Raw genomic sequence first — 19,043 nt, 5'->3', positions numbered from 1 at the left:
TGATGCAGATCAAGCCCATTCTCGCCGCGCTCAAGCGGCACAAGGCCGGCACCGTGCTGATCGCGCTGCAGATCGCGCTGACGCTGGCGATCGTGTGCAACGCGCTGTTCATCATCCGCCAGCGCACAGAGCACCTGTCCCGGCCCACCGGGCTGACCGAGAGCAACCTGCTGGCGGTCAGCAATCGCTGGGTCGGCGCCGATGGCAAGGCCACCGAGTCGCTGACCGAGACCGACCTGGCCGCGCTGCGCCAGCAGGCCGGGGTGGCGGACGCCACCATGATCAACTCCTACCCGCTGCGCGGCGGCGGCTGGTCGCTCGGTGCCGATACCAAACCCAGCGACAAGGACAACGTGCGGCGTCCGACGGCGCAAACGACGCTGTACTTCACCGACGAGCACGCGCTGTCGACCATGGGGCTGAAGCTGGTGGGCGGGCGCAACTTCCGTCCCGAGGAAGTGCGCTGGGTCGATCCGCGGGATTTCGAGACGAACGTGCCGGTGATCGTGAGCCAGGCACTGGCCACCAAGCTCTACCCCGACGGCCATGCGCTGGGCAAGCCGGTGTACCTGTCCAGCACCAAGCCGGCCACCATCATCGGCATCGTCGAACGCCTGCAGGTGCCCTGGACCGGCAACTGGGCAGCCAACTTCGCGGAGAACTCGGTGCTGCTGCCGTTCCTGCTGCAAGGCAATTTCGGCAACTACCTGGTGCGTACCCGGCCGGGCGAAATGGCGCGCATGACCAAGGCCGTGCCGGCGCTGCTGTTCAAGACCAACCGCATGCGCGTGATCCCGGAGGAGCGTGGCGTGCGCACCTTCGCCGAGGTGCGCGAGCAGGCCTACAAGAGCGACCGCGGCATGGCCATCCTGATGGGCGTGGTCTGCGCCGTGCTGCTGGCGATCACCGCCGCGGGCATCGTCGGCCTGACCAGCTTCTGGGTCGGCCAGCGGCGCAAGCAGATCGGCGTGCGCCGTGCGCTGGGCGCCACCCGGCACGACATCCTCAGCTACTTCCTCACCGAGAACCTGCTGATCGGCGCCGGCGGCGTGATCGTCGGCGCGGCGCTGGCCATCGGCATGAACCTGTGGCTGGTCAGTCATTTCGAGATGGAGCGGCTGTCGCTGGCGTACGTGGCGGTCGGTGTGATCGCGCTGCTGCTGCTGGGGCAGGGCGCGGTGCTGGCACCGGCGATGAAGGCCTCGCGCGTGCCGCCGGTGGAGGCCACGCGGTCGGTGTGATCGAGCCCTCTCTCCCTGGGGGAGAGGGGTTGGGGTGAGGGGCGGAGCTCGCCCGGAACTCCATCGAAGCGGAAATCCGGCGTGGGGAAGCGTGGAGCCCTAGCTCCGCCGCGCCCCGCCACCACCCCTCTCCCCGTGGCGGAGGGGGAGCAGACGCGGAGCACTGATGTTCGGCTATTACTTCCAACTCGGCATGCGCAGCTTGCGCCGCAATCCGGTGTTGACCGCCCTGATGGTCATCGCCATCGGCTTCGGCGTGGCCGCCTCGATGATCACCTGGTCGGTGTTCCGCGTGGTGTCGGGCAACCCCATCCCGCAGAAGTCCGGGCGGCTGTTCACCGTGCTGATCGACAACCGCGGGCCGCAGTACAACGACGACGGCGAACCGCCGGAGGCGCTCACCTACACCGACGCCAACGCGATGATCCGCGCGCACAAGGCGCCGCACCAGACGCTGTTCTACCCGATCTCGCTGGCGGTGCTGCCCGACGGCAACCGCAGCCTGCCGCTGAAGGCGATCGGTTACGCCACCACCGCGGATTTCTTCGGGATGTTCGACGTGCCGTTCGAATACGGTTCGGCCTGGTCGGCCCAGGACGACACGCGCCGTGCCGGCGTGGTGGTGCTGAGCCACCAGTTCAACGAGCAACTGTTCGGCGGCGCCGACAGTGTGGGACGCGAGGTCGACCTCAGCGGCCACATCTACCGCGTCGTCGGCGTGACCCGCCATTTCGATCCCAAGCCGCGCTACTTCGACCTGTTCGGCGGATCGGCTTTCGATGACCCGATGCAGGTGTACATCCCGTTCAACCGCGCCGACGACCTGCAGATCAACACGGCCGGGCGCAATACCTGTGGCGGCGCGCCGGACACCGGCGTGGGAACGGGGCGCGAGGGCTGGCTGCGCGGCGAGTGCTCGTGGATTCCGGTATGGGTGCAATTGGACACGCCGGCGCAGGTGGCCGATTACCGTGCCTTCCTGGAAGGCTACGCGGCGAAGCAGCAGCGCGCCGGCCGTTTCCGCTGGCCGCCGAACGTGCGTCTGCGCGACGTCACCGACTGGCTGGCCTTCGAACACGTGGTGCCGCCGGAAAGCCGCATCTCTCTGGTCGTGTCGATCGGCTTCTTCGTGATCTGCCTGGTCAACACCATCGGCCTGCTGCTGGCCAAGTTCATGCGCCGCAGCGCCGAGATCGGCGTGCGCCGCGCGCTGGGTGCACCGCGCGGGGAGATCTACCGCCAGTTCCTGATCGAGGCCGGCACGGTAGGCGCCGCCGGCGGCGTGCTCGGCGTATTGCTCACCGCGGTGGGCGTCGGCGGCGTCGGACTGCTGTTCGCGCCGCGGATCGCGCGGCTGGCCCAGGTGGACTTGCCGCTGATGGCGCTCACCCTGCTGGTGGCGGTCGTGGCCACTGTGGTGGCGGCGTTCTATCCCACCTGGCGGGCTGCGAAAGTGCAGCCGGCCTGGCAGCTGAAATCGAACTGAGGCGCGGCCATGGACATCAAACCCATCCTCGCCGCACTGCGCCACCACAAGGGGGGCACCGCCCTGATCGCGCTGCAGATCGCGCTGACCCTGGCGATCGTGTGCAACGCCCTGTTCATCATCCAGCAACGGCTGGATCGGGTGGGCCGGCCCAGCGGCGTGCAGGAGTCGGACCTGTTCGTGATCCAGAACGACTGGGCGCAGAAGCTCGCCCCGGCGGAGGCGGACGCGCGCATGCGTGCCGACCTGCAGACCCTCCGCCAGCTCGGCAGCGTGCAGGATGCGAGCGCGTCCAACAGCTTCCCGCTGCACGGCGCGGGCTGGGACAACTTCGTGCGCATGAGTCCCGACCAGGTCAAGATGACCACGGACAGCGCGATCTTTTTCGCCGACGAGCACACGCTGGCGACGCTGGGTACGCGGCTGGCCGCCGGGCGCAACTTCCGCGCGGACGAAATCGGCAGCCAGACCGGCAACGATCCGCTCCACGCGCGGCAGGTCATCATCAGCGATGGGCTGGCCCGGACGCTGTTCCCGCACGGCTCGGCGCTGGGCAAGACGATCTACACATCCAACGACCAGTCGCCCTCGACGGTCATCGGCATCACCGGCACGCTGCAGTCGCACCTGACCGAGCTGTGGGCCCAGCCCTATGCCTACAACGCGGTGCTGGTGCCGGCGCGGCTCACCGGCGACAGCACCTTCTACCTGGTGCGGGCGCGACCGGGCCAGCTCGTCGATGCCATGCGGCAAGCGCAGGATGCGCTCTACGCGCAGAGCCGGATGCGGATCATCCCCGCCGACGGTGGCGTGATGACCTTCGCGCAGGCGCGCCAGCGCGCCTACGACGCCGACTACGGCATGGCCATCCTGATGGGCATCATCAGTGCCGTGCTGCTGGTGATCACCGCCGCCGGCATCGTCGGCCTGACCAGCTTCTGGGTCGGCCAGCGGCGCAAGCAGATCGGCGTGCGCCGCGCGCTGGGCGCGCGCCAGCGCGACATCCTGGGCTACTTCCTCACCGAGAACCTGCTGATCACGCTGGGTGGCCTGCTGCTGGGCGTGGTGCTGGCGGTGGCGCTGAACCTGTGGCTGGTGATCCGGCTGGGTTCGCAGCCGATGTCGCCGCTGTACCTGGCGGGCGGCGTGCTGCTGCTCCTGCTGCTGGGGCAGGGCGCGGTGCTGGCGCCGGCGTTGAAGGCGTCGCGCGTGCCGCCGGTGGAGGCCACTCGCAGCGTATGAGTTTTGCCCACCTTCTCCCGCCGGGAGAGGGCGTATGTCACGGAGCCCTGGATGTTCGGCTATTACCTCCAACTTGCGCTGCGCAGCCTCGGCCGCAACCGCGTGCTCACCACGCTGATGGTGCTGGCGCTGGCGCTGGGCATCGGCGCGTGCATCACCACGCTGGCCGTGTTGCGGCTGCTCTCGGGCGACCCGCTGCCGGGCCGCAGCGCGCAGCTGTACTACCCGCAGATCGATCCCTATCCCAAGGACGGCTACGTGCCGGGAGAAAGCAAGCCGCAGGAAAACCTCACATGGGTCGACGCCAACGAGCTGTTCGCGGCACACCGCGCGCAGCGCCAGGCGCTGGTTGCGCTGGGGTCGGCCAAGATCCAGCCGCGCGACGCCGGCGGGCGGCCGTTCTTCGGCGACGCAGTAATGACCACGGCCGAGTTCCTGCCGATGGTCGGTGCGCCGTTCCGCTACGGTGGTGCCTGGAGCGCCGCCGACGATGCGGCCGGCGCGCGAGTCGTGGTCATCGCCGGTTTCCTCAACCAGAAGCTGTTCGGTGGCGCGAACAGCGTGGGCCGGACGTTGCGGCTCAATGGGCATGATTTCCGCGTGGTCGGCGTCCTCGACCGCTTCTCGCCGCAGCCACGCTTCTACGCGATCAACCTGGGCCGCAGCTACGGCGACGGCGACGGGGTTTTCCTGCCCCTGCGCGCGGGGCGCGCGGTAAAGCTCGATCCCTACAGCGTCAGCTGCTGGGAAGCGGCGGACATCGAGCATCTGGAAACCGCGCCATGCATGTGGCTGGGCTTGTGGGTCGAGCTTCCCGACGCCGCCGCGGTAGCCAACTACAAGCGCTTCCTCGACGGCTACGTGCGCGAGCAGATCGCGCGGGGCCGCTTCCATCGTACGGATACGGCGCTGCCCGACCTGATGCAATGGCTGCGCGACGAGAACGTGGTGCCGGACGATGCGCGCCTGCAGGCCGGGCTTGCGTTCGGTTTCCTGCTGATATGCGTGACCAACACGATCGGCCTGCTGCTGGCCAAGTGCCTGCGCCGCTCTCGCGAGATCGGCGTGCGCCGCGCGCTGGGCGCCACGCGTGGTGCGATTTTCGGGCAGTTCATGGTCGAAGCGGCGATCGTGGGCCTGGCCGGTGGCCTGCTCGGGCTGGTCTTCGCCGAGCTCGGGCTGTGGGGCATCCGTCACCAGCCGGCCGAGTATGCCGAGCTGGCCCGCCTGGACCTTTCGATGTTCGTCTTCACCTTCATCGTCGCGCTCCTGTCGGCATTGGTGGCGGGATTGCTGCCGGCGTGGCGCGCTTGCGCGGTTGCCCCCGCCCCGCAGCTGAAGAGCGCCTGAGGTCACGCATGGAAATCCGTCCCATCCTGGCCAGCCTGCGCAAGCACCGCATACCGGCGCTGCTCATCGTGCTGGAAATCGCGCTCGCCTGTGCCGTGCTCTGCAACGCGGTGTTCCTGATCGGCGCACGCGCGGGTGAAATCGCCCTGCCCAACGCGATCGACGAGCAGGGCCTCAGCGTGGTCACCCTCACCGGCGCCGACCCGGACCGCGCCGCCAGCGAGATTCCGCGCAACCTCGATGCACTGCGCCGCATTCGCGGGGTACGGGAGGTGGCGGTCCTCAACACCGTGCCTTTGTCCGGCAATGGCTGGAACAGCAACTTCACCACCCGGCCGGACATGAAGCCGACCGACAAGGGCAGCATCAACTCCAACGTCTACTTGATGGGCGAGGGTGCCGGCCGCGCGCTGGGCCTGCGCCTGACGCAGGGGCGCATGTTCACCGGCGAGGACTACGCCAGCGCCTCGATGGGTTCGTCCTTCATGCCGGAAACGCACGTGGCCATCGTCAACCAGCGCCTGGCCGAACGGCTGTGGCCGGGGCAGTCACCGCTCGGCCGCAAGATGTACGTGAACCAGTACTGGTACCAGGTCGTGGGCGTGGTGGCGAACGTGCTGCGTCCGAAGCAGGCGGGCGCGGGCCTGCCGGGGATCTACGACGCGGCGTTCTTCCCGATGCAGCCGACCGCCGAGCTCAGCTACTACGTGCTGCGCGGTGCGCCGGCTGATCGCGAGCGCATCGCGCGCCAGGCCGAGGACGCGCTGAGCGGGCTGGAGCCCGCTGCCGTCGCCGAAGGCAAGACGTTCGTCGACATCCGGGGCGATTACTTCTCCGGTGCCGCCAGCATGGTCTGGATGTTGGTGCTGGTGTGCGTGGTGATGCTGGCGGTCACCGCTTTCGGCATCGTCGGCCTGACCAGCTTCTGGGTGGCACAGCGGCGCCGACAGATCGGCATCCGCCGTGCGGTCGGAGCGCGACGCGGGCACATCCTGAGCTACTTCCGCACCGAGAACTTCCTGCTGAGCGGCGCAGGCGTGCTGCTGGGCATGCTGCTGGCCTTCGGCATCAACCTTTACCTGATGCAGCACTACGAGATGGCGCGCATGCCCTGGTATTACCTGCCTGCGGGGGCGATCACGCTGTGGTTGCTGGGGCAGGTGGCCGTGTTCGGCCCGGCCCATCGAGCCGCCGCGGTGCCGCCGGTGGAAGCCACGCGCTCGGCCTGAGAGCAAGGAAGCCATGTTTACCTACTATCTCCAGCTTGCCCTCCGCAGCCTCGGCCGCAACAAGGCGCTCACCGCGCTGATGGTGCTGGCCGTGGCGCTGGGCATCGGTGCAAGCATGACCACGTTGATCGTGTTCCACGTCCTGTCCGGTGATCCGTTGCCGGGCCGCAGCGCGCAGTTGTATTACCCGCAGGTCGACCCGCGCGACAACGGCGGGTTGATGCCGGGCAAGGACCCGCCCGGGCAGGTGACGCTGATCGACGGCCGCAACCTGCTGCATGCCCGGCACGCCGATCGCCAGGCGCTGATGACCGGCGGCTCGGTGCCGGTGCAGCCGGACATGGCCGCGATCGATCCGTTCTACGTGGACGCGCGCTACACCAGCGCCGACTTCTTCCCGATGTTCGCCGTGCCCTTCCGGTATGGCCACGGCTGGACTGCCGCCGACGACGGGGCGAAGGCGCGCCAGGTGGTGATCGGGCACGAGCTCAACAACCGGCTGTTCGGCGGCAGGGACAGCGTGGGCCGGCAACTGCGCCTGGCGGGCACCAGCTTCCGCATCGTCGGCGTGCTCGACGATTGGCGGCCCGCGCCGCACTTTTACGATTTGAACATGGGCGCCTACGACTCGGCCGAGCAGGTGTTCCTGCCACTCGAGACCGCGCTGGCGCTGCGCCTGGACCACGACGGCTCGACCGACTGCTGGGGCAACGGCAGCGGCGGCGTGGGCACAGGCCTGCCGTCGAACAGCTGCGTCTGGCTGCAGTTCTGGGTGCAACTGAATGACAGCGCAAGCGCGTCCGCCTACCGCGATTTCCTCGCCCGCTACTCGCAACAGCAACGCACGCTGGGACGCTTCCAGCGTGCGCCGAACGTACGGTTGCCCAGCCTGATGCAATGGCTGGACTACAACCACGTGGTGCCCGACGACGTACGCCTGCAGACCGGGCTGGCGTTCGGCTTCCTGCTGGTGTGCCTGGTCAATACGGTCGGCCTGATGCTGGCCAAGTTCATGCGCCGTGCCGGCGAGCTGGGCGTGCGCCGTGCGCTGGGCGCATCGCGCCGAGCGGTGTTCGAGCAATTGCTGATCGAGTCCGGGGTGATCGGCCTGGTCGGCGGGATCGGCGGTCTGCTGCTCGCGCTGCTGGGATTGTGGATCGTTCGCCAGCGCGCGGCGAGCTACGCCGGGCTGGCGCAACTGGATCCGCAGATGCTGCTGGCGACCTTCCTGCTGGCCATCGGCGCGACGCTGGTGGCCGGGCTGCTTCCTGCCTGGCGCGCCTGCCAGGTGACGCCCGCGCTGCAATTGAAGAGCAACTGACGATGAGCACGGACATCGGACCCATCGTCTCGACCCTGCGCCGGCATCGCACCACGGCCTGGTTGCTGGTGCTGGAAATCGCGCTGACCTGCGCCATCGTATGCAACGCGGTGTTCCTGATCGGCCAGCGGCTGGACCGGGTCAACATGCCCAGTGGCGTGGCCGAACAGGAGCTGGTGCAGATCCAGCTCGGCGACCTGGCGGCCGGCAAGGACCGCTATGCGCGGGCGCAGGAGGACATGGCCCTGTTGCGCCAGGTGCCCGGCGTGCAGTCGGTGGCGATCACCAACCAGGTGCCGTTCGGCGGCTCCTCCTCCAACAGCAATCTGCGCATCGACCCGAGCCAGCACGACCCGGTCGCCAACGCGGCCACCTACCTGGGCGAGAACCTGCCGCAGACGCTGGGCACGCGCCTGGTGGCCGGACGCAAGCTCGCCCCCGGGGACTACGTCAATGCGGACGTGGCGGTCGACGCGCTGAACAGGGGAAGGACCGAGGGGCTGCCCACGGTCGCGGTCATCACGCGCGCGCTTGCCGAACGCCTGTGGCCGGGCCAGGAGCCACTCGGCCGCATGGTCTACCTGACCGACAAGGCGGGCGTGCGCGTGGTCGGCGTGCTCGACACCCTGGTGCGGCCCAACGCTTATCGCGATGCGACCGCGCAGTACGCGGTGATCCTGCCGCTGCACATGGGTGCGGACAAGGACGAGAGCTATCTGCTGCGCACCCGTCCGCAGGACCGCCAGCGCGTGCTGGCCGCGGCGGTGGCCGCCCTGCACAAGGCCGACCCGCAGCGCGTGGTGACGCGCAAGCGCACGTTCGCGGAGGTGCGGCAGGAGTTTTTCCGCAGCGACCGCGAGATGGCCGGCACGCTGGTCGGCGTCTGCATCGCACTGCTCACGGTCACCGCGCTGGGCATCGTCGGCCTGGCCAGCTTCTGGGTCTCGCAGCGCCGCCGCACGATCGGCGTGCGCCGCGCGCTTGGCGCCACCCGCGCCGACATCCTGCGCTACTTCCAGACCGAAAACTTCCTGCTGGCCACCGCCGGCATCGTGCTGGGCATGGTGCTGGCCTACGGCCTCAATCTGTTCCTGATGGCGCATTACGAACTGCCGCGATTGCCGATCGGCTACCTGCCGGCCGGCGCGCTGGCGTTGTGGCTGCTCGGGCAACTGGCAGTGCTCGGCCCGGCGCTGCGCGCTGCCGAAGTGCCGCCGGTGGTGGCGACGAGAAGTGCGTGACCGCCTCGCTTCTGCTCCGTATTCCCCCAGAGGAACATGCCTGATGTTCACCTACTACCTCGACCTGGCCCTGCGCAGCCTCAGCCGCAACAAGGCCTTGACCGCGCTGATGGTGCTGGCGATCGCGCTGGGCATTGGCGCGTGCATGACCACACTGACCGTGCTGCACGTGCTGTCCGGCGATCCGCTGCCCGGCAAGAGCGCGCAGCTTTATTACCCGCAGCTCGATCCGCGGGACATGGACGGCTACCAGCCCGGCGGCGACCCGCCGTCGCAGGTGACCTGGATCGACGGCATGAACCTGCTGCATGCCAAGCGGGCCGATCGGCAGGCGCTGATGACCGGCGGCGCGGTACCGGTGCAGCCGGCGCAGTCGGCGATCGAGCCGTTCTTCGAGAACGCGCGCTACACCACTGCCGATTTCTTTCCCATGTTCGACGTGCCGATGCTTTACGGCCGCGCCTGGAGCGCGGCCGATGACGAGGGCAGTGCGCGCGTGGCGGTGATCTCGCGCAAGCTCAACGACAAGCTGTTCCAGGGCCGCGACAGCACGGGCCAGACCCTGCGCATGAACGACGTGGCCTTCCGCGTCATCGGCGTGCTCGACCAGTGGCGCATGAGTCCTCACTTCTACGACCTCAACAGCGGCAATTACGCTGAGGACGAGGGCGTATACGTGCCACTGACCACGGCCAAGGACATGAAGCTCGCCCGCAACGGCTCGACCGATTGCTGGGGCAAGGGCTCCGACCCGGACCACATGGACACCGCGCCCTGCGTATGGCTGCAGTTCTGGGTGCAGCTGGACACGCCGGCCAAGGCCGCCGCCTACAAGCAGTTCCTGGTGCACTACTCGCAGGAACAGAAGGCCCTGGGCCGCTTCCAGCGCCCGCCGAACGTGCGCCTGCCCGATGTGATGGGCTGGCTGGACTACAACAAGGTGGTGCCCGGGGACGTGCGGCTGCAGGCCTGGCTGGCGCTGGGCTTCCTGCTGGTGTGCCTGGTCAACACGGTGGGCCTGATGCTGGCCAAGTTCCTTCGCCGCAGTTCGGAGTTGGGCGTGCGCCGTGCGCTGGGCGCCTCGCGGCGCGAGGTATTCATGCAGCTGCTGGTCGAGTCCGGCGTGATCGGCCTGACCGGTGGCATCGCCGGCCTGCTGCTGGCGCTGCTGGGCCTGTGGCTGGTGCGCAAGCAGCCCTCCGACTACGCCGCGCTCGCCCACCTGGACCTGCCGATGCTGCTGACCACCTTCCTGCTCGCGGTGGGCGCCACGCTGCTGGCTGGCCTGCTGCCCGCCTGGCGCGCCTGCCAGGTCACTCCCGCCCTGCAACTGAAGAGCAACTGACATGGATATCCTGCCCATCCTTTCGACGTTGCGCCGGCACAAGATCACCGCTTTGCTGGTGGTGCTGGAGATCGCGCTGACCTGCGCCATCGTCTGCAATGCGGTGTTCCTGATCAGCCAGCGGCTGGACCGCATGAAGATGTTCAGCGGCGTGGCCGAGCACGAGCTGGTGCAGATCCAGGCCTATGGCATCGGCAAAACGGCCGACGCCAAGGCACACGCGCAGGAGGATCTGCTGCGCCTGCGCCAGATCCCCGGCGTGAAGGAGGTGGCACTGGTCAACCAGGTGCCGTTCACCAACAGCTCGTGGAACACCAGCATCAAGCTCGATCCCGAGCAGAAGCAGGCAACGCTGAACGCCACGCAGTATTTCGGCGAGAACCTGATCGATACCTTCGGCGCGCAACTCGTGGCCGGCCGCGATTTCGAGCCGGGCGAATACCTGGACATGCGCGAGGTGGCGCGCGACGAGAAGCTGGCCAAGAAGATCAACACCTTGATCATCACCCGCGACCTCGGCCAGAAGCTGTGGCCGGGGCAGTCCGCGCTGGGCAAGACCATTTACCTCGGCGGCGATCCGGCGCGGGTGGTAGGGGTGGTGGCCGGACTGATCCGTCCGTCGCTGTTCAACGGTGATGCCAGCGCGCAGTGGTCGATGGTGTTCCCGTTGCGGATGGATTCGGACAACGCCAGCCGCTACGTACTGCGCACCGCACCCAAGGACCGCGACCGCGTGCTGGCCGCCGCGGTGGCGGCGCTGCGCAAGGCCGACCCGCACCGCATCATCCTGGAGAAGAAAACGCTGGACGACATCCGCGCGGAGTTCTTCCAGGACGACCGCGCCATGGCCGGCTTGCTGCTGGGCGTGTGTATCGCGTTGCTGGTGGTGACTGGTCTGGGCATCGTCGGGCTGGGCAGCTTCTGGGTCGCACAGCGTCGGCGCACCATCGGCGTACGCCGTGCGCTGGGCGCCACCCGCGGCAGCATCCTGCGCTATTTCCAGACCGAGAACTTCCTGCTCGCCACCATCGGCATCGCGCTGGGCATGGCGCTGGCCTACGGCATCAACCTGTTCCTGATGCTGCATTACGAACTGCCGCGGCTGCCGGCGTACTACTTCCCGGTCGGGGCCATCGCGCTGTGGCTGATCGGCCAGGTGGCGGTGCTCGGTCCGGCCATGCGCGCGGCGGCGGTGCCGCCCGTGGTGGCGACGCGTTCGGTGTGACGCGTCCCCCATTTCTTTGTTGTTGGAGATACCTGATGCGGTTGTTGACGAAGTCCTGCTGTCGCCTGCTCCTCGTGTTGTCCGGTGCCCTCGCTGCCGGTGCATGGGCCGCCCAGGCGCCGGCGCCGGATGCCGGTGAATCGGCCAAGACCCTGTCCCGCGAGGAAGTGACAGGCATCATCGCGCAGAGCCGCCGCATCGTTTCGCCCCATGGCATCGAGGAGCTGCGCAAGGTCCGCATCGGCGGCATCGACCAGTGGCTCTCGATCCGCGGGCACGACCGCCGCAACCCGATCCTGCTGGTACTGCACGGCGGCCCGGCGTCGCCCAGCATGCCGATCGGCTACACCTACCAGACGCCGTGGGAGGACTACTTCACCGTGGTGCAGTGGGATCAGCGCGGCACGGGCAAGACCTACGCCGCCAACAGCGAGGCACAGATGGCGCCGGGCATGACCATCGAGGGCATGACCGAGGATGGCGCGCAGGTGGTGCAATACCTGCGCCAGCGTTACGACAAGCAGAAGATCTTCCTGCTCGGCCATTCCTGGGGCACCGTGCTGGGCGTGAACCTGGCGCAGCGCCACCCGGACTGGTTCTACGCCTACATCGGCGTTGGTCAGGTGGTGAACGTGCGCAAGAATGAAGAGCTCGGTTACGCCTTCGCCCTCCAGCAGGCAAGGGCGCACGACAATGCCGAGGCGATCGCAGCGCTCGAAGGCATCGCGCCTTACCCGGGCGACGAACCGATGACTATCGAGCGCATCGCGGTGCGCAGCCGCTGGGAAACCTACTACGGCGGCCTCGCCTTCGGCCGCGACAGCTTCGCGTTCGATGCCGACGCCGAATCGCTTTCTCCCGACTACAGCCAGCGCGATCTCGACGCGATCGGCAAGGGCAGCATGTTTTCGCTGCGCCACCTGCTGCAGCCCTTGCTGAAGGTGGATTTCGACCACACCACGCGATTTGGCTGCCCGGTCTTGCTGTTCGTCGGCGCGCATGACCAGACCACTTCCCACGTGCTGGCCGAACAATGGTTCGACGACCTGCAGGCGCCTTGGAAACACCTGGTGGTTTTCGCCGACTCGGCGCACATGGTCATGCAGGAACAACCGGGCCGGTTCCTGGTGCATCTGCTGACCGACGCGCTGCCATTGGCGCAACGTGCCGGCGATGCCGCGCCGGGTGAAACCACACGCTAGGAAGGCCGCTTCGCCATCGGTCCACCGCCCTGACCGGCGAGGAGGATGGCGACGGGTCGTTCCACCGCACGCTCGCGACCGCAAAGGAGGCAAGCCCATGAACGTCCAGAACGACAGCCATGCAAGCATCGGACAGGCATCGCGCCTGCCGGCTTCCCGGCCCGCCCGCGGCAAGGCCGTGAGCATCCCTCTTTCCCTGGCCTGTGCCGTGGCCGCGGCCTGTTCCGGTGCATGGGCATGGGCGATGCCCGCACCTGCGCCTGCCGCCGTGTCGCCGATCAGCGCGGCCGCCAACCACCCCGGGGACGCGCTGCGCCTGATCGATGCGGTCCGGCAGGGCCGGGTCGATATCGTGAAACAGCAGGTCGGCGTCGGCCTCGCCGTCGACGCCTGCGCGCCGGGCGACGGCACCGCATTGATCGTGGCCGCGCAGCGGGCCGACCCGACGATGGTGGACGCGCTGCTCGGCCTGGGCGCCGACGCCAACCGGGCCTGCGCGGGCGACGGCAATCCGTTGATCGCCGCGGCCGCGAGCGGAAGCGTCGACACCATGGCGCGCCTGCTCGCCGCCGGCGCCCTGGTGGACGACGTCGTGCGCGGCGACGAGACGGCGTTGATCACGGCCGCCCGCAAGAACCAGCCGGCGGCCGTCCGTTACCTGGCCTCGCACGGGGCGGATGTGAACCTGGGCGTGACGGCCGACAACGGCCAATGGCGCACGCCGCTCAACCAGGCCCGCAGCGACGCCGTCATGCGATTCCTGCGCGGCCAGGGTGCCACACCGGACGGTGCGCGCCGCCCATGAACGCGATGGCGCACCGGCGCCCGATGATCCGATGGAGTGACTGATGTTCGGCTATTACCTCGACCTCGCCCTGCGCAGCCTCAAGCGCAACAAGGCCCTCACCGCACTGATGGTGCTGGCCATCGCCGTGGGTATCGGCGCCAGCATGACCACGCTGACGGTCGTGCACCTTTTGTCCGGGGACCCGATACCGGGCAAGAGCAGCGTGCTGTATTTCCCCCAGGTTGATCCGGAAAACCCCGCCCTTGCGGAACACACCGAGCCCTACCCGGCGATGGACTATCGCTCGGCGCTCGACTTGTGGAGTGCGCAACGCGCCGATCGCCAGGCGATCGTCACGAGCAGCCCGGTGAAGGTGCGCGTACCGGACAGCGGCCAGCCGCCACTGATGCTGAGCATGCTTTCGACGACGGCGGACTTCTTTCCGATGTTCGAAGTGCCTTTCCAGTACGGCGCTGGCTGGAGTGCACAGGAGGATGCGCGGCATGCGCGCGTGGCAGTGATCACCGCCGACCTCAACGACAAATTGTTCGGCGGGGACAACAGCGTCGGCCGCACCTTGAGGGTGCGCGATACGGATGTGCGGATCGTCGGAGTGCTCAAGCCATGGCGACCCACGCCGCTTTTCTATGACCCGTGGAGCCAGAACTTCAGTCGAACCGAAGATGTTTTCGCGCCTTTCGGCAGCAGCCTGGACATCAACCAGGGCAATTTCCAGGCCTACACCTGCTGGCATGTGCCGGAAAAGGTGGGCGATCTGCGCAACAGTGATTGCGTGTGGGTGTGGCTTTGGGTGGAACTGGACAGCCCGGCGAAGGTGCAGGCCTACGGGCGTTTCCTGGCCGGCTATGCGGAGCAGCAGAAGGCGCAGGGACGGTTCGCGACCGGCAAGGAACACGTACGGCTGCGGGACCTGATGACGTGGCTGACTGCCCGTGGCATGGTTCCGGACGACGTGCGCCTGCAGGCGTGGCTGGCGTCGGCGTTCCTGGTCATATGCCTGTTCAACGCGGTGGGCCTGTTGCTGGCCAAGTTCCTCCGGCGCAGCGGCGAGATAGGCGTGCGCCGCGCGCTCGGTGCAAGCCGCCGCGCGATCTTTTCGCAATGCCTGGTCGAAGCCGGGCTGATCGGTTTGCTCGGCGGAATCCTTGGCTGGCTGCTGACGCTGGCCGGCTTGTGGCTCATTCGCCGGCAGCCGGTGGACTACGCCCATCTGGCGCACCTGGATACCACCATGTTTTTGGCCACCTTCGCCCTGGCGGTGGCGGCGAGCCTTCTGGCGGGCCTGATTCCCGCGCTGCGTGCGAGCCGTGTCGTTCCCAGCTGGCAGCTCAAGGCGCTGTAAGGAGAGGTATATGCAGATTCGACCCATACTCGCCGCACTGCGGCGCCACCGCCTTGCCACGCTCCTCATCTCGCTGGAGGTGGCGCTGGCCTGCGCAGTACTGTGTAACGCCTGTTTCCTGGTTGCCCAGCGCTGGGAGCTGATCCAGACCCGCAGCGGCGTCGACGAAAGTTCCTTGGCCATGGTGATGGTCCATGGCTTCGAAGCCGACCAGGGCAAGGACCTCAACGCGCGGATGCTGGCCGGCCTGCGGGCGGTACCGGGCGTGCAGTCAGTGAACCTGATCAGCCAGGTTCCCTTCGGGCCGCAGACCGGTGCTGCGGGAATTTCGCATGACCAGGGCAGTTTCAAGAGGAAGATCGGTGTCGTCGACTTCGTGCTGGCCGGGCCGGGCACGTTCCAGGCTTTGGGCCTGGAACTCGTCGCCGGGCGATTGCCCAAGGTGGGCGATTACAGTCCCGCAACCAACTTCGCTCCCGCGGACGCCCAGGTCCTGGTGAGCCGATCGCTGGCCGAGCACGCATGGCCCGGAGAGAGCCCGCTGGGCAAGGAATTCTGGTGCGACAAACTGCATTTCCGGATCATCGGCGTCGTCGATCATTTTGCCCGTGCGCGACCGCGCGACTGGGGTTCGCAGGCAGTGGAGTGGACGGTCTTCACGCCCACCTTGCCGGGAGGTTCGCTGGCCGGCACCTATCTGTTGCGGGCCAAGCCGCAGGACTTGCCCCGGGTGCTGCGCGACGCGCGCAACGCGGTCGCGAAGATCGCTCCCGATGTCGTGCTGGATCAGGAGAACAGCCGCACCCTCGTCGATTTGCGCGCGAGCTATTTCAAAGCCGATCGCATCATGATCGATCTGCTGATCGGAGTGATCGCCACCATGCTGTGCGTCACCGCTCTGGGCATCGTCGGCCTGGCCAGCTTCTGGGTCGGGCAGCGGCAAAAGCAGATCGGCGTGCGACGTGCGCTGGGCGCGACGCGCGGTGACATCCTGCGCTATTTCCAGACCGAGAACTTCCTGATCGTCAGCTTCGGCATCGCGCTGGGCATGGTGCTGGCGTTCGGCCTGAACCTGCTGCTGATGAGCCACTACGAGCTGCCGCGCCTGCCGTTGTATTACCTGCCGGTCGGCGCGCTGGCGCTGTGGGGGCTGGGCCAGCTGGCCGTCCTGGCGCCCGCGCTGCGCGCGGCGGCGGTGCCGCCGGTGGTCGCCACGCGATCGGTGTGAGCGCGCCGCAGGGGCATCTGTCGGTACCTTCCCCATATGTCCGGGGGAAGGGCCGGTAGCGGGATGCCACCAGGCCAATGTTTCATCCGCAGCTTTCGATTCCCTGGGAGTACACGGAATGTTCGCCTACTACCTCGACCTGGCGCTGCGCAGCCTCAGGCGCAACCCCGTCCTCACCGGCCTGATGGTGCTGGCGATCGGCCTGGGCATCGGTGCCAGCATGACCATGCTGACGGTGCTGCACGTGATGGCGCAGGACCCGTTGCCGCAGCGGAGCGCGCAGCTTTACTACCCACACATCGATCCGCTGCCGAAGGCGTATCCGGCGCACAACGACTGGGGTGATCCCAGCGACAACTTCACCTGGCCCGACGCCATGGCGCTGCTCGAGCGTGCGGGGCGGGGCGCCGCGATGGCGGGCGGCAACGTGCTGGTGTGGCCGGTCGATCCGGACCAGATGCCCTTCCGCCTGCAGGGTCACTACACGACAGCGGGCTTCTTCGGTTTGTTCGGACTGTCGTTCGAGCAGGGGCATGGCTGGTCGCCGGCGGACGACGAGGCGCATGCGCGGGTGGTGGTGCTCAGCCACGAGCTTGCGCACAAGCTGTTCGGCGAGGCCGACGCGGTGGGCCGGATGGTGCGGCTCGACGACAGCGAATTCCAGGTCATCGGCGTCACCGCCGACTGGGCACCGCAGCCGATGTTCTATGCCGATGCCTCCAGCAAGGGCGGCTTCGGCGAGGCCGACCGCTTCTTCCTGCCGTTGTCGACGGCGGTGGACCTGGACATGGGCGTGAGCGGCAACCAGGCCAGCTGGAAGGAGGGCGAAAACGGCAAGCGCAGCCCTGGGCTGACCTGGCTGCAGGTGTGGGTGGAGCTGAAGGACGCCGCCCAGGTCCGCGCCTACCGCCAGTTCCTGGTGGACTACTCGGCGCAGCAGCAACGGCTGGGCCGGTTCGAACGGCCCGCGCAGAACGCCAGGCTCTATTCGCTGATGGGCTGGTTGCAGCACGAGGAACTAGTGCCGGGCGACGTGCGCCTGCAATTGTGGCTGGCGCTGGGCTTCCTGACTGTATGCCTGACCAACATCATCGCGCTGCTGCTGGCGAAGTTCCTGCGCCGCAGTGCCGAGGTGAGCGTGCGGCGGGCGCTGGGCGCGCGCCGGCGCGACATCTTCCTGCAGTTCGGCATCGAGTCGGCCTTGATCGGCACGCTTGGCGGGGCACTCGGCATCGCAATCGCCCAGGCCGGGCTGTGGAGCGTACGGCACCGACCCGACGCCTACGCCGCCGTGGCCCGGATGGACCTCTCCATGCTCGCGCTGACCGTGGTGCTGGCGGTGCTGGGCAGCGTGCTGGCCGGGTTGCTGCCGGCCTGGCGCGCCAGCCGCGTGGCGCCGGCCCTGCAGCTCAAGGCCCTGTGAGGAGCATGCCCATGCAACTGCGCCCCATCTTCTCCAGCCTGCGTCACCACAAACTCACCGCCACGTTGCTGGTGCTGCAGGTGGCGTTCACCCTGGCTATCGTCGCCAACGCCTCCTTCATGGTGGTCCAACGCCTGCAGCGCATGGGCACGCCCAGCGGCGTGACCGAGGACGAGTTGTCGATGATCCGCGTCGAAGGCATCGGCAAGGACGACAACCACCAGGCGCGCCATCTCGCCGACCTCGATGCACTGGGCAGACTTCCGGGCGTGCGTTCGGCGGTGGCGATCGGCCCGTCGCTGCCCTTCAGCGGCAACATCAACAGCTATGGTGCCTGCCCGAGCCAGGAAGCGCTCGAGCGGGCGATCGCCGCGAGCTCGCTGGACCACTCCGGGTGCCTGTCGATCGACACCTACGCCGGCAGTCCCGGCTTCGTTCGGACGCTTGGATTGCAGCTGATCGCCGGACGCGACTTCACCGCCGGCGAGTATGTCACCGGCGACGTGTCGGCGGTGATGCTCACGCAAGCGGCGGCCCGCCGGCTCTTTCCCGGCCAGGAGGCGCTCGGCAGGATGGTCTACGCCGGCAAGCAAGGCAGCCGCGTGGTCGGCATCGTGCGGGACGTCATGCGGCCGCTGCTGCGCGGCGACGGCAGCGACCACGAGGTGATGCTGTGGCCGCAACTGCCCGACGGCGATAGCGTGACCTACCTGCTGCGCAGCGCACCGCAGCATCGCGGCCGGGTGCTGGCCGCCGCGGCCGCCGCGCTGCAGCGGCTCGACTCCAGACGACTCATTCCCGCCTCGGGCCAGCGGACGTTCGCGCAGCTGCGGGCGCACTACTTCCAGCGCGACCGCACCATGGTCGGGCTGCTGGTGGCTGCGGGGCTGGGCCTGCTGTTCGTCACAGTGCTGGGCATCTCGGGGCTCGCCAACTTCTGGGTACAGCAGCGCACGCGAACGATCGGCATCCGCCGCGCCATCGGCGCCACGCGGGTGGACATCCTGCGCTACTTCCAGGCCGAAAACTTCCTGATCGTGGGCGGCGGCGTGCTGCTGGGCATGCTGCTGGCGTTGGCGCTGAACCTGCTGCTGATGAGCCGCTACGAACTGCCGCGCCTGCCGCTGGCCTACCTGCCGGTCGGCGCGCTGGCGCTGTGGCTGCTGGGCCAGCTCTCGGTGCTGGCGCCGGCGCTGCGCGCCTCGCGCGTGCCGCCGGTGGTGGCGACGCGGTCGGTGTGACGGGCTGCACGGCGAGCGGACGGGCGGCGATCGGAAGCAGGAGCGGGGCGGGCCGGGTAGGCTACGGCCTGCGGCGCGGACGCGACGCAGGTTTGTGGCAACCTTTTGGCGTGGAAATG

At 68.2% G+C, this 19,043-nt stretch carries 15 protein-coding genes; all 15 read left to right on the top strand.

The genetic code is table 11. The annotated features are described in order from the left end of the window. The first annotated feature begins 2 nt into the window (after nucleotides 1-2). The 15 genes from OSC30_RS07860 to OSC30_RS07790 all read left to right on the top strand — a co-directional run bounded on the left by OSC30_RS07860 (nucleotide 3) and on the right by OSC30_RS07790 (nucleotide 18,924). On the top strand, nucleotides 3-1,241 hold the full coding sequence (locus OSC30_RS07860; RefSeq protein ID WP_267171321.1) for an ABC transporter permease: 1,239 nt from the start codon (nucleotides 3-5) through the stop codon (nucleotides 1,239-1,241). Between the two features lie 166 nt (nucleotides 1,242-1,407). Further along, nucleotides 1,408-2,727 carry an ABC transporter permease gene (locus tag OSC30_RS07855; protein WP_267171292.1) on the top strand — a complete coding sequence of 440 codons (1,320 nt, stop codon included), beginning with the start codon at nucleotides 1,408-1,410 and terminating at the stop codon, nucleotides 2,725-2,727. A 9-nt stretch (nucleotides 2,728-2,736) separates the two neighbouring features. Then, the gene (locus tag OSC30_RS07850) at nucleotides 2,737-3,969 is read left to right on the top strand and encodes an ABC transporter permease (protein WP_267171291.1); all 1,233 of its coding nucleotides are present in this window, start codon (nucleotides 2,737-2,739) and stop codon (nucleotides 3,967-3,969) included. Between the two features lie 51 nt (nucleotides 3,970-4,020). Further along, nucleotides 4,021-5,319, top strand: a complete 1,299-nt coding sequence (locus OSC30_RS07845) for an ABC transporter permease (protein ID WP_267171290.1) — start codon at nucleotides 4,021-4,023, stop codon at nucleotides 5,317-5,319. A gap of 8 nt (nucleotides 5,320-5,327) precedes the next feature. Further along, the gene (locus OSC30_RS07840) at nucleotides 5,328-6,548 is read left to right on the top strand and encodes an ABC transporter permease (RefSeq protein ID WP_267171289.1); all 1,221 of its coding nucleotides are present in this window, start codon (nucleotides 5,328-5,330) and stop codon (nucleotides 6,546-6,548) included. A 13-nt stretch (nucleotides 6,549-6,561) separates the two neighbouring features. Continuing rightward, nucleotides 6,562-7,869, top strand: coding sequence for an ABC transporter permease (locus OSC30_RS07835; RefSeq protein WP_267171288.1), 1,308 nt, complete (start codon nucleotides 6,562-6,564; stop codon nucleotides 7,867-7,869). Between the two features lie 2 nt (nucleotides 7,870-7,871). Then, complete coding sequence (locus tag OSC30_RS07830) at nucleotides 7,872-9,110, top strand: ABC transporter permease (protein ID WP_267171287.1); 1,239 nt, start codon at nucleotides 7,872-7,874, stop codon at nucleotides 9,108-9,110. Nucleotides 9,111-9,153: 43 nt separating this feature from the next. After that, nucleotides 9,154-10,455 carry an ABC transporter permease gene (locus OSC30_RS07825; protein ID WP_267171286.1) on the top strand — a complete coding sequence of 434 codons (1,302 nt, stop codon included), beginning with the start codon at nucleotides 9,154-9,156 and terminating at the stop codon, nucleotides 10,453-10,455. Nucleotide 10,456: 1 nt separating this feature from the next. Continuing rightward, the gene (locus tag OSC30_RS07820) at nucleotides 10,457-11,680 is read left to right on the top strand and encodes an ABC transporter permease (protein ID WP_267171285.1); all 1,224 of its coding nucleotides are present in this window, start codon (nucleotides 10,457-10,459) and stop codon (nucleotides 11,678-11,680) included. 35 nt (nucleotides 11,681-11,715) lie between these two features. Then, nucleotides 11,716-12,882: an alpha/beta fold hydrolase gene (locus tag OSC30_RS07815; RefSeq protein ID WP_267171284.1), complete on the top strand. Its 1,167-nt coding sequence runs from the start codon at nucleotides 11,716-11,718 to the stop codon at nucleotides 12,880-12,882. 97 nt (nucleotides 12,883-12,979) lie between these two features. After that, the gene (locus OSC30_RS07810; RefSeq protein WP_267171283.1) at nucleotides 12,980-13,687 is read left to right on the top strand and encodes an ankyrin repeat domain-containing protein; all 708 of its coding nucleotides are present in this window, start codon (nucleotides 12,980-12,982) and stop codon (nucleotides 13,685-13,687) included. 43 nt (nucleotides 13,688-13,730) lie between these two features. Beyond that, nucleotides 13,731-15,032: an ABC transporter permease gene (locus tag OSC30_RS07805; protein WP_267171282.1), complete on the top strand. Its 1,302-nt coding sequence runs from the start codon at nucleotides 13,731-13,733 to the stop codon at nucleotides 15,030-15,032. 10 nt (nucleotides 15,033-15,042) lie between these two features. Beyond that, entirely contained in the window at nucleotides 15,043-16,260 is a 1,218-nt protein-coding gene (locus OSC30_RS07800) for an ABC transporter permease (RefSeq protein ID WP_267171281.1), read from the top strand. 118 nt (nucleotides 16,261-16,378) lie between these two features. Further along, nucleotides 16,379-17,683, top strand: a complete 1,305-nt coding sequence (locus tag OSC30_RS07795; protein WP_267171280.1) for an ABC transporter permease — start codon at nucleotides 16,379-16,381, stop codon at nucleotides 17,681-17,683. An 11-nt stretch (nucleotides 17,684-17,694) separates the two neighbouring features. Continuing rightward, complete coding sequence (locus tag OSC30_RS07790) at nucleotides 17,695-18,924, top strand: ABC transporter permease (protein ID WP_267171279.1); 1,230 nt, start codon at nucleotides 17,695-17,697, stop codon at nucleotides 18,922-18,924. The last annotated feature ends 119 nt before the right edge of the window (nucleotides 18,925-19,043 follow it).

It is taken from the genome of Frateuria hangzhouensis (assembly GCF_026410505.1).
GTDB lineage: Bacteria > Pseudomonadota > Gammaproteobacteria > Xanthomonadales > Rhodanobacteraceae > Frateuria_A > Frateuria_A hangzhouensis.
Note: the sequence above shows the minus strand (reverse complement) of the source record. Positions and strands in the feature narration are given on the sequence as shown.

Excerpts from the sequence above, each read along its gene's own strand:
- OSC30_RS07820 (WP_267171285.1), top strand. The coding sequence starts at position 10,457 with ATGGATATCCTGCCCATCCTTTCGACGTTGCGCCGGCACAAGATCACC.
- OSC30_RS07825 (WP_267171286.1), top strand. The coding sequence starts at position 9,154 with ATGTTCACCTACTACCTCGACCTGGCCCTGCGCAGCCTCAGCCGCAAC.
- OSC30_RS07805 (WP_267171282.1), top strand. The coding sequence starts at position 13,731 with ATGTTCGGCTATTACCTCGACCTCGCCCTGCGCAGCCTCAAGCGCAAC.
- OSC30_RS07800 (WP_267171281.1), top strand. The coding sequence starts at position 15,043 with ATGCAGATTCGACCCATACTCGCCGCACTGCGGCGCCACCGCCTTGCC.
- OSC30_RS07840 (WP_267171289.1), top strand. The coding sequence starts at position 5,328 with ATGGAAATCCGTCCCATCCTGGCCAGCCTGCGCAAGCACCGCATACCG.
- OSC30_RS07855 (WP_267171292.1), top strand. The coding sequence starts at position 1,408 with ATGTTCGGCTATTACTTCCAACTCGGCATGCGCAGCTTGCGCCGCAAT.
- OSC30_RS07795 (WP_267171280.1), top strand. The coding sequence starts at position 16,379 with ATGTTCGCCTACTACCTCGACCTGGCGCTGCGCAGCCTCAGGCGCAAC.
- OSC30_RS07860 (WP_267171321.1), top strand. The coding sequence starts at position 3 with ATGCAGATCAAGCCCATTCTCGCCGCGCTCAAGCGGCACAAGGCCGGC.
- OSC30_RS07830 (WP_267171287.1), top strand. The coding sequence starts at position 7,872 with ATGAGCACGGACATCGGACCCATCGTCTCGACCCTGCGCCGGCATCGC.
- OSC30_RS07810 (WP_267171283.1), top strand. The coding sequence starts at position 12,980 with ATGAACGTCCAGAACGACAGCCATGCAAGCATCGGACAGGCATCGCGC.
- OSC30_RS07790 (WP_267171279.1), top strand. The coding sequence starts at position 17,695 with ATGCAACTGCGCCCCATCTTCTCCAGCCTGCGTCACCACAAACTCACC.
- OSC30_RS07835 (WP_267171288.1), top strand. The coding sequence starts at position 6,562 with ATGTTTACCTACTATCTCCAGCTTGCCCTCCGCAGCCTCGGCCGCAAC.
- OSC30_RS07845 (WP_267171290.1), top strand. The coding sequence starts at position 4,021 with ATGTTCGGCTATTACCTCCAACTTGCGCTGCGCAGCCTCGGCCGCAAC.
- OSC30_RS07815 (WP_267171284.1), top strand. The coding sequence starts at position 11,716 with ATGCGGTTGTTGACGAAGTCCTGCTGTCGCCTGCTCCTCGTGTTGTCC.
- OSC30_RS07850 (WP_267171291.1), top strand. The coding sequence starts at position 2,737 with ATGGACATCAAACCCATCCTCGCCGCACTGCGCCACCACAAGGGGGGC.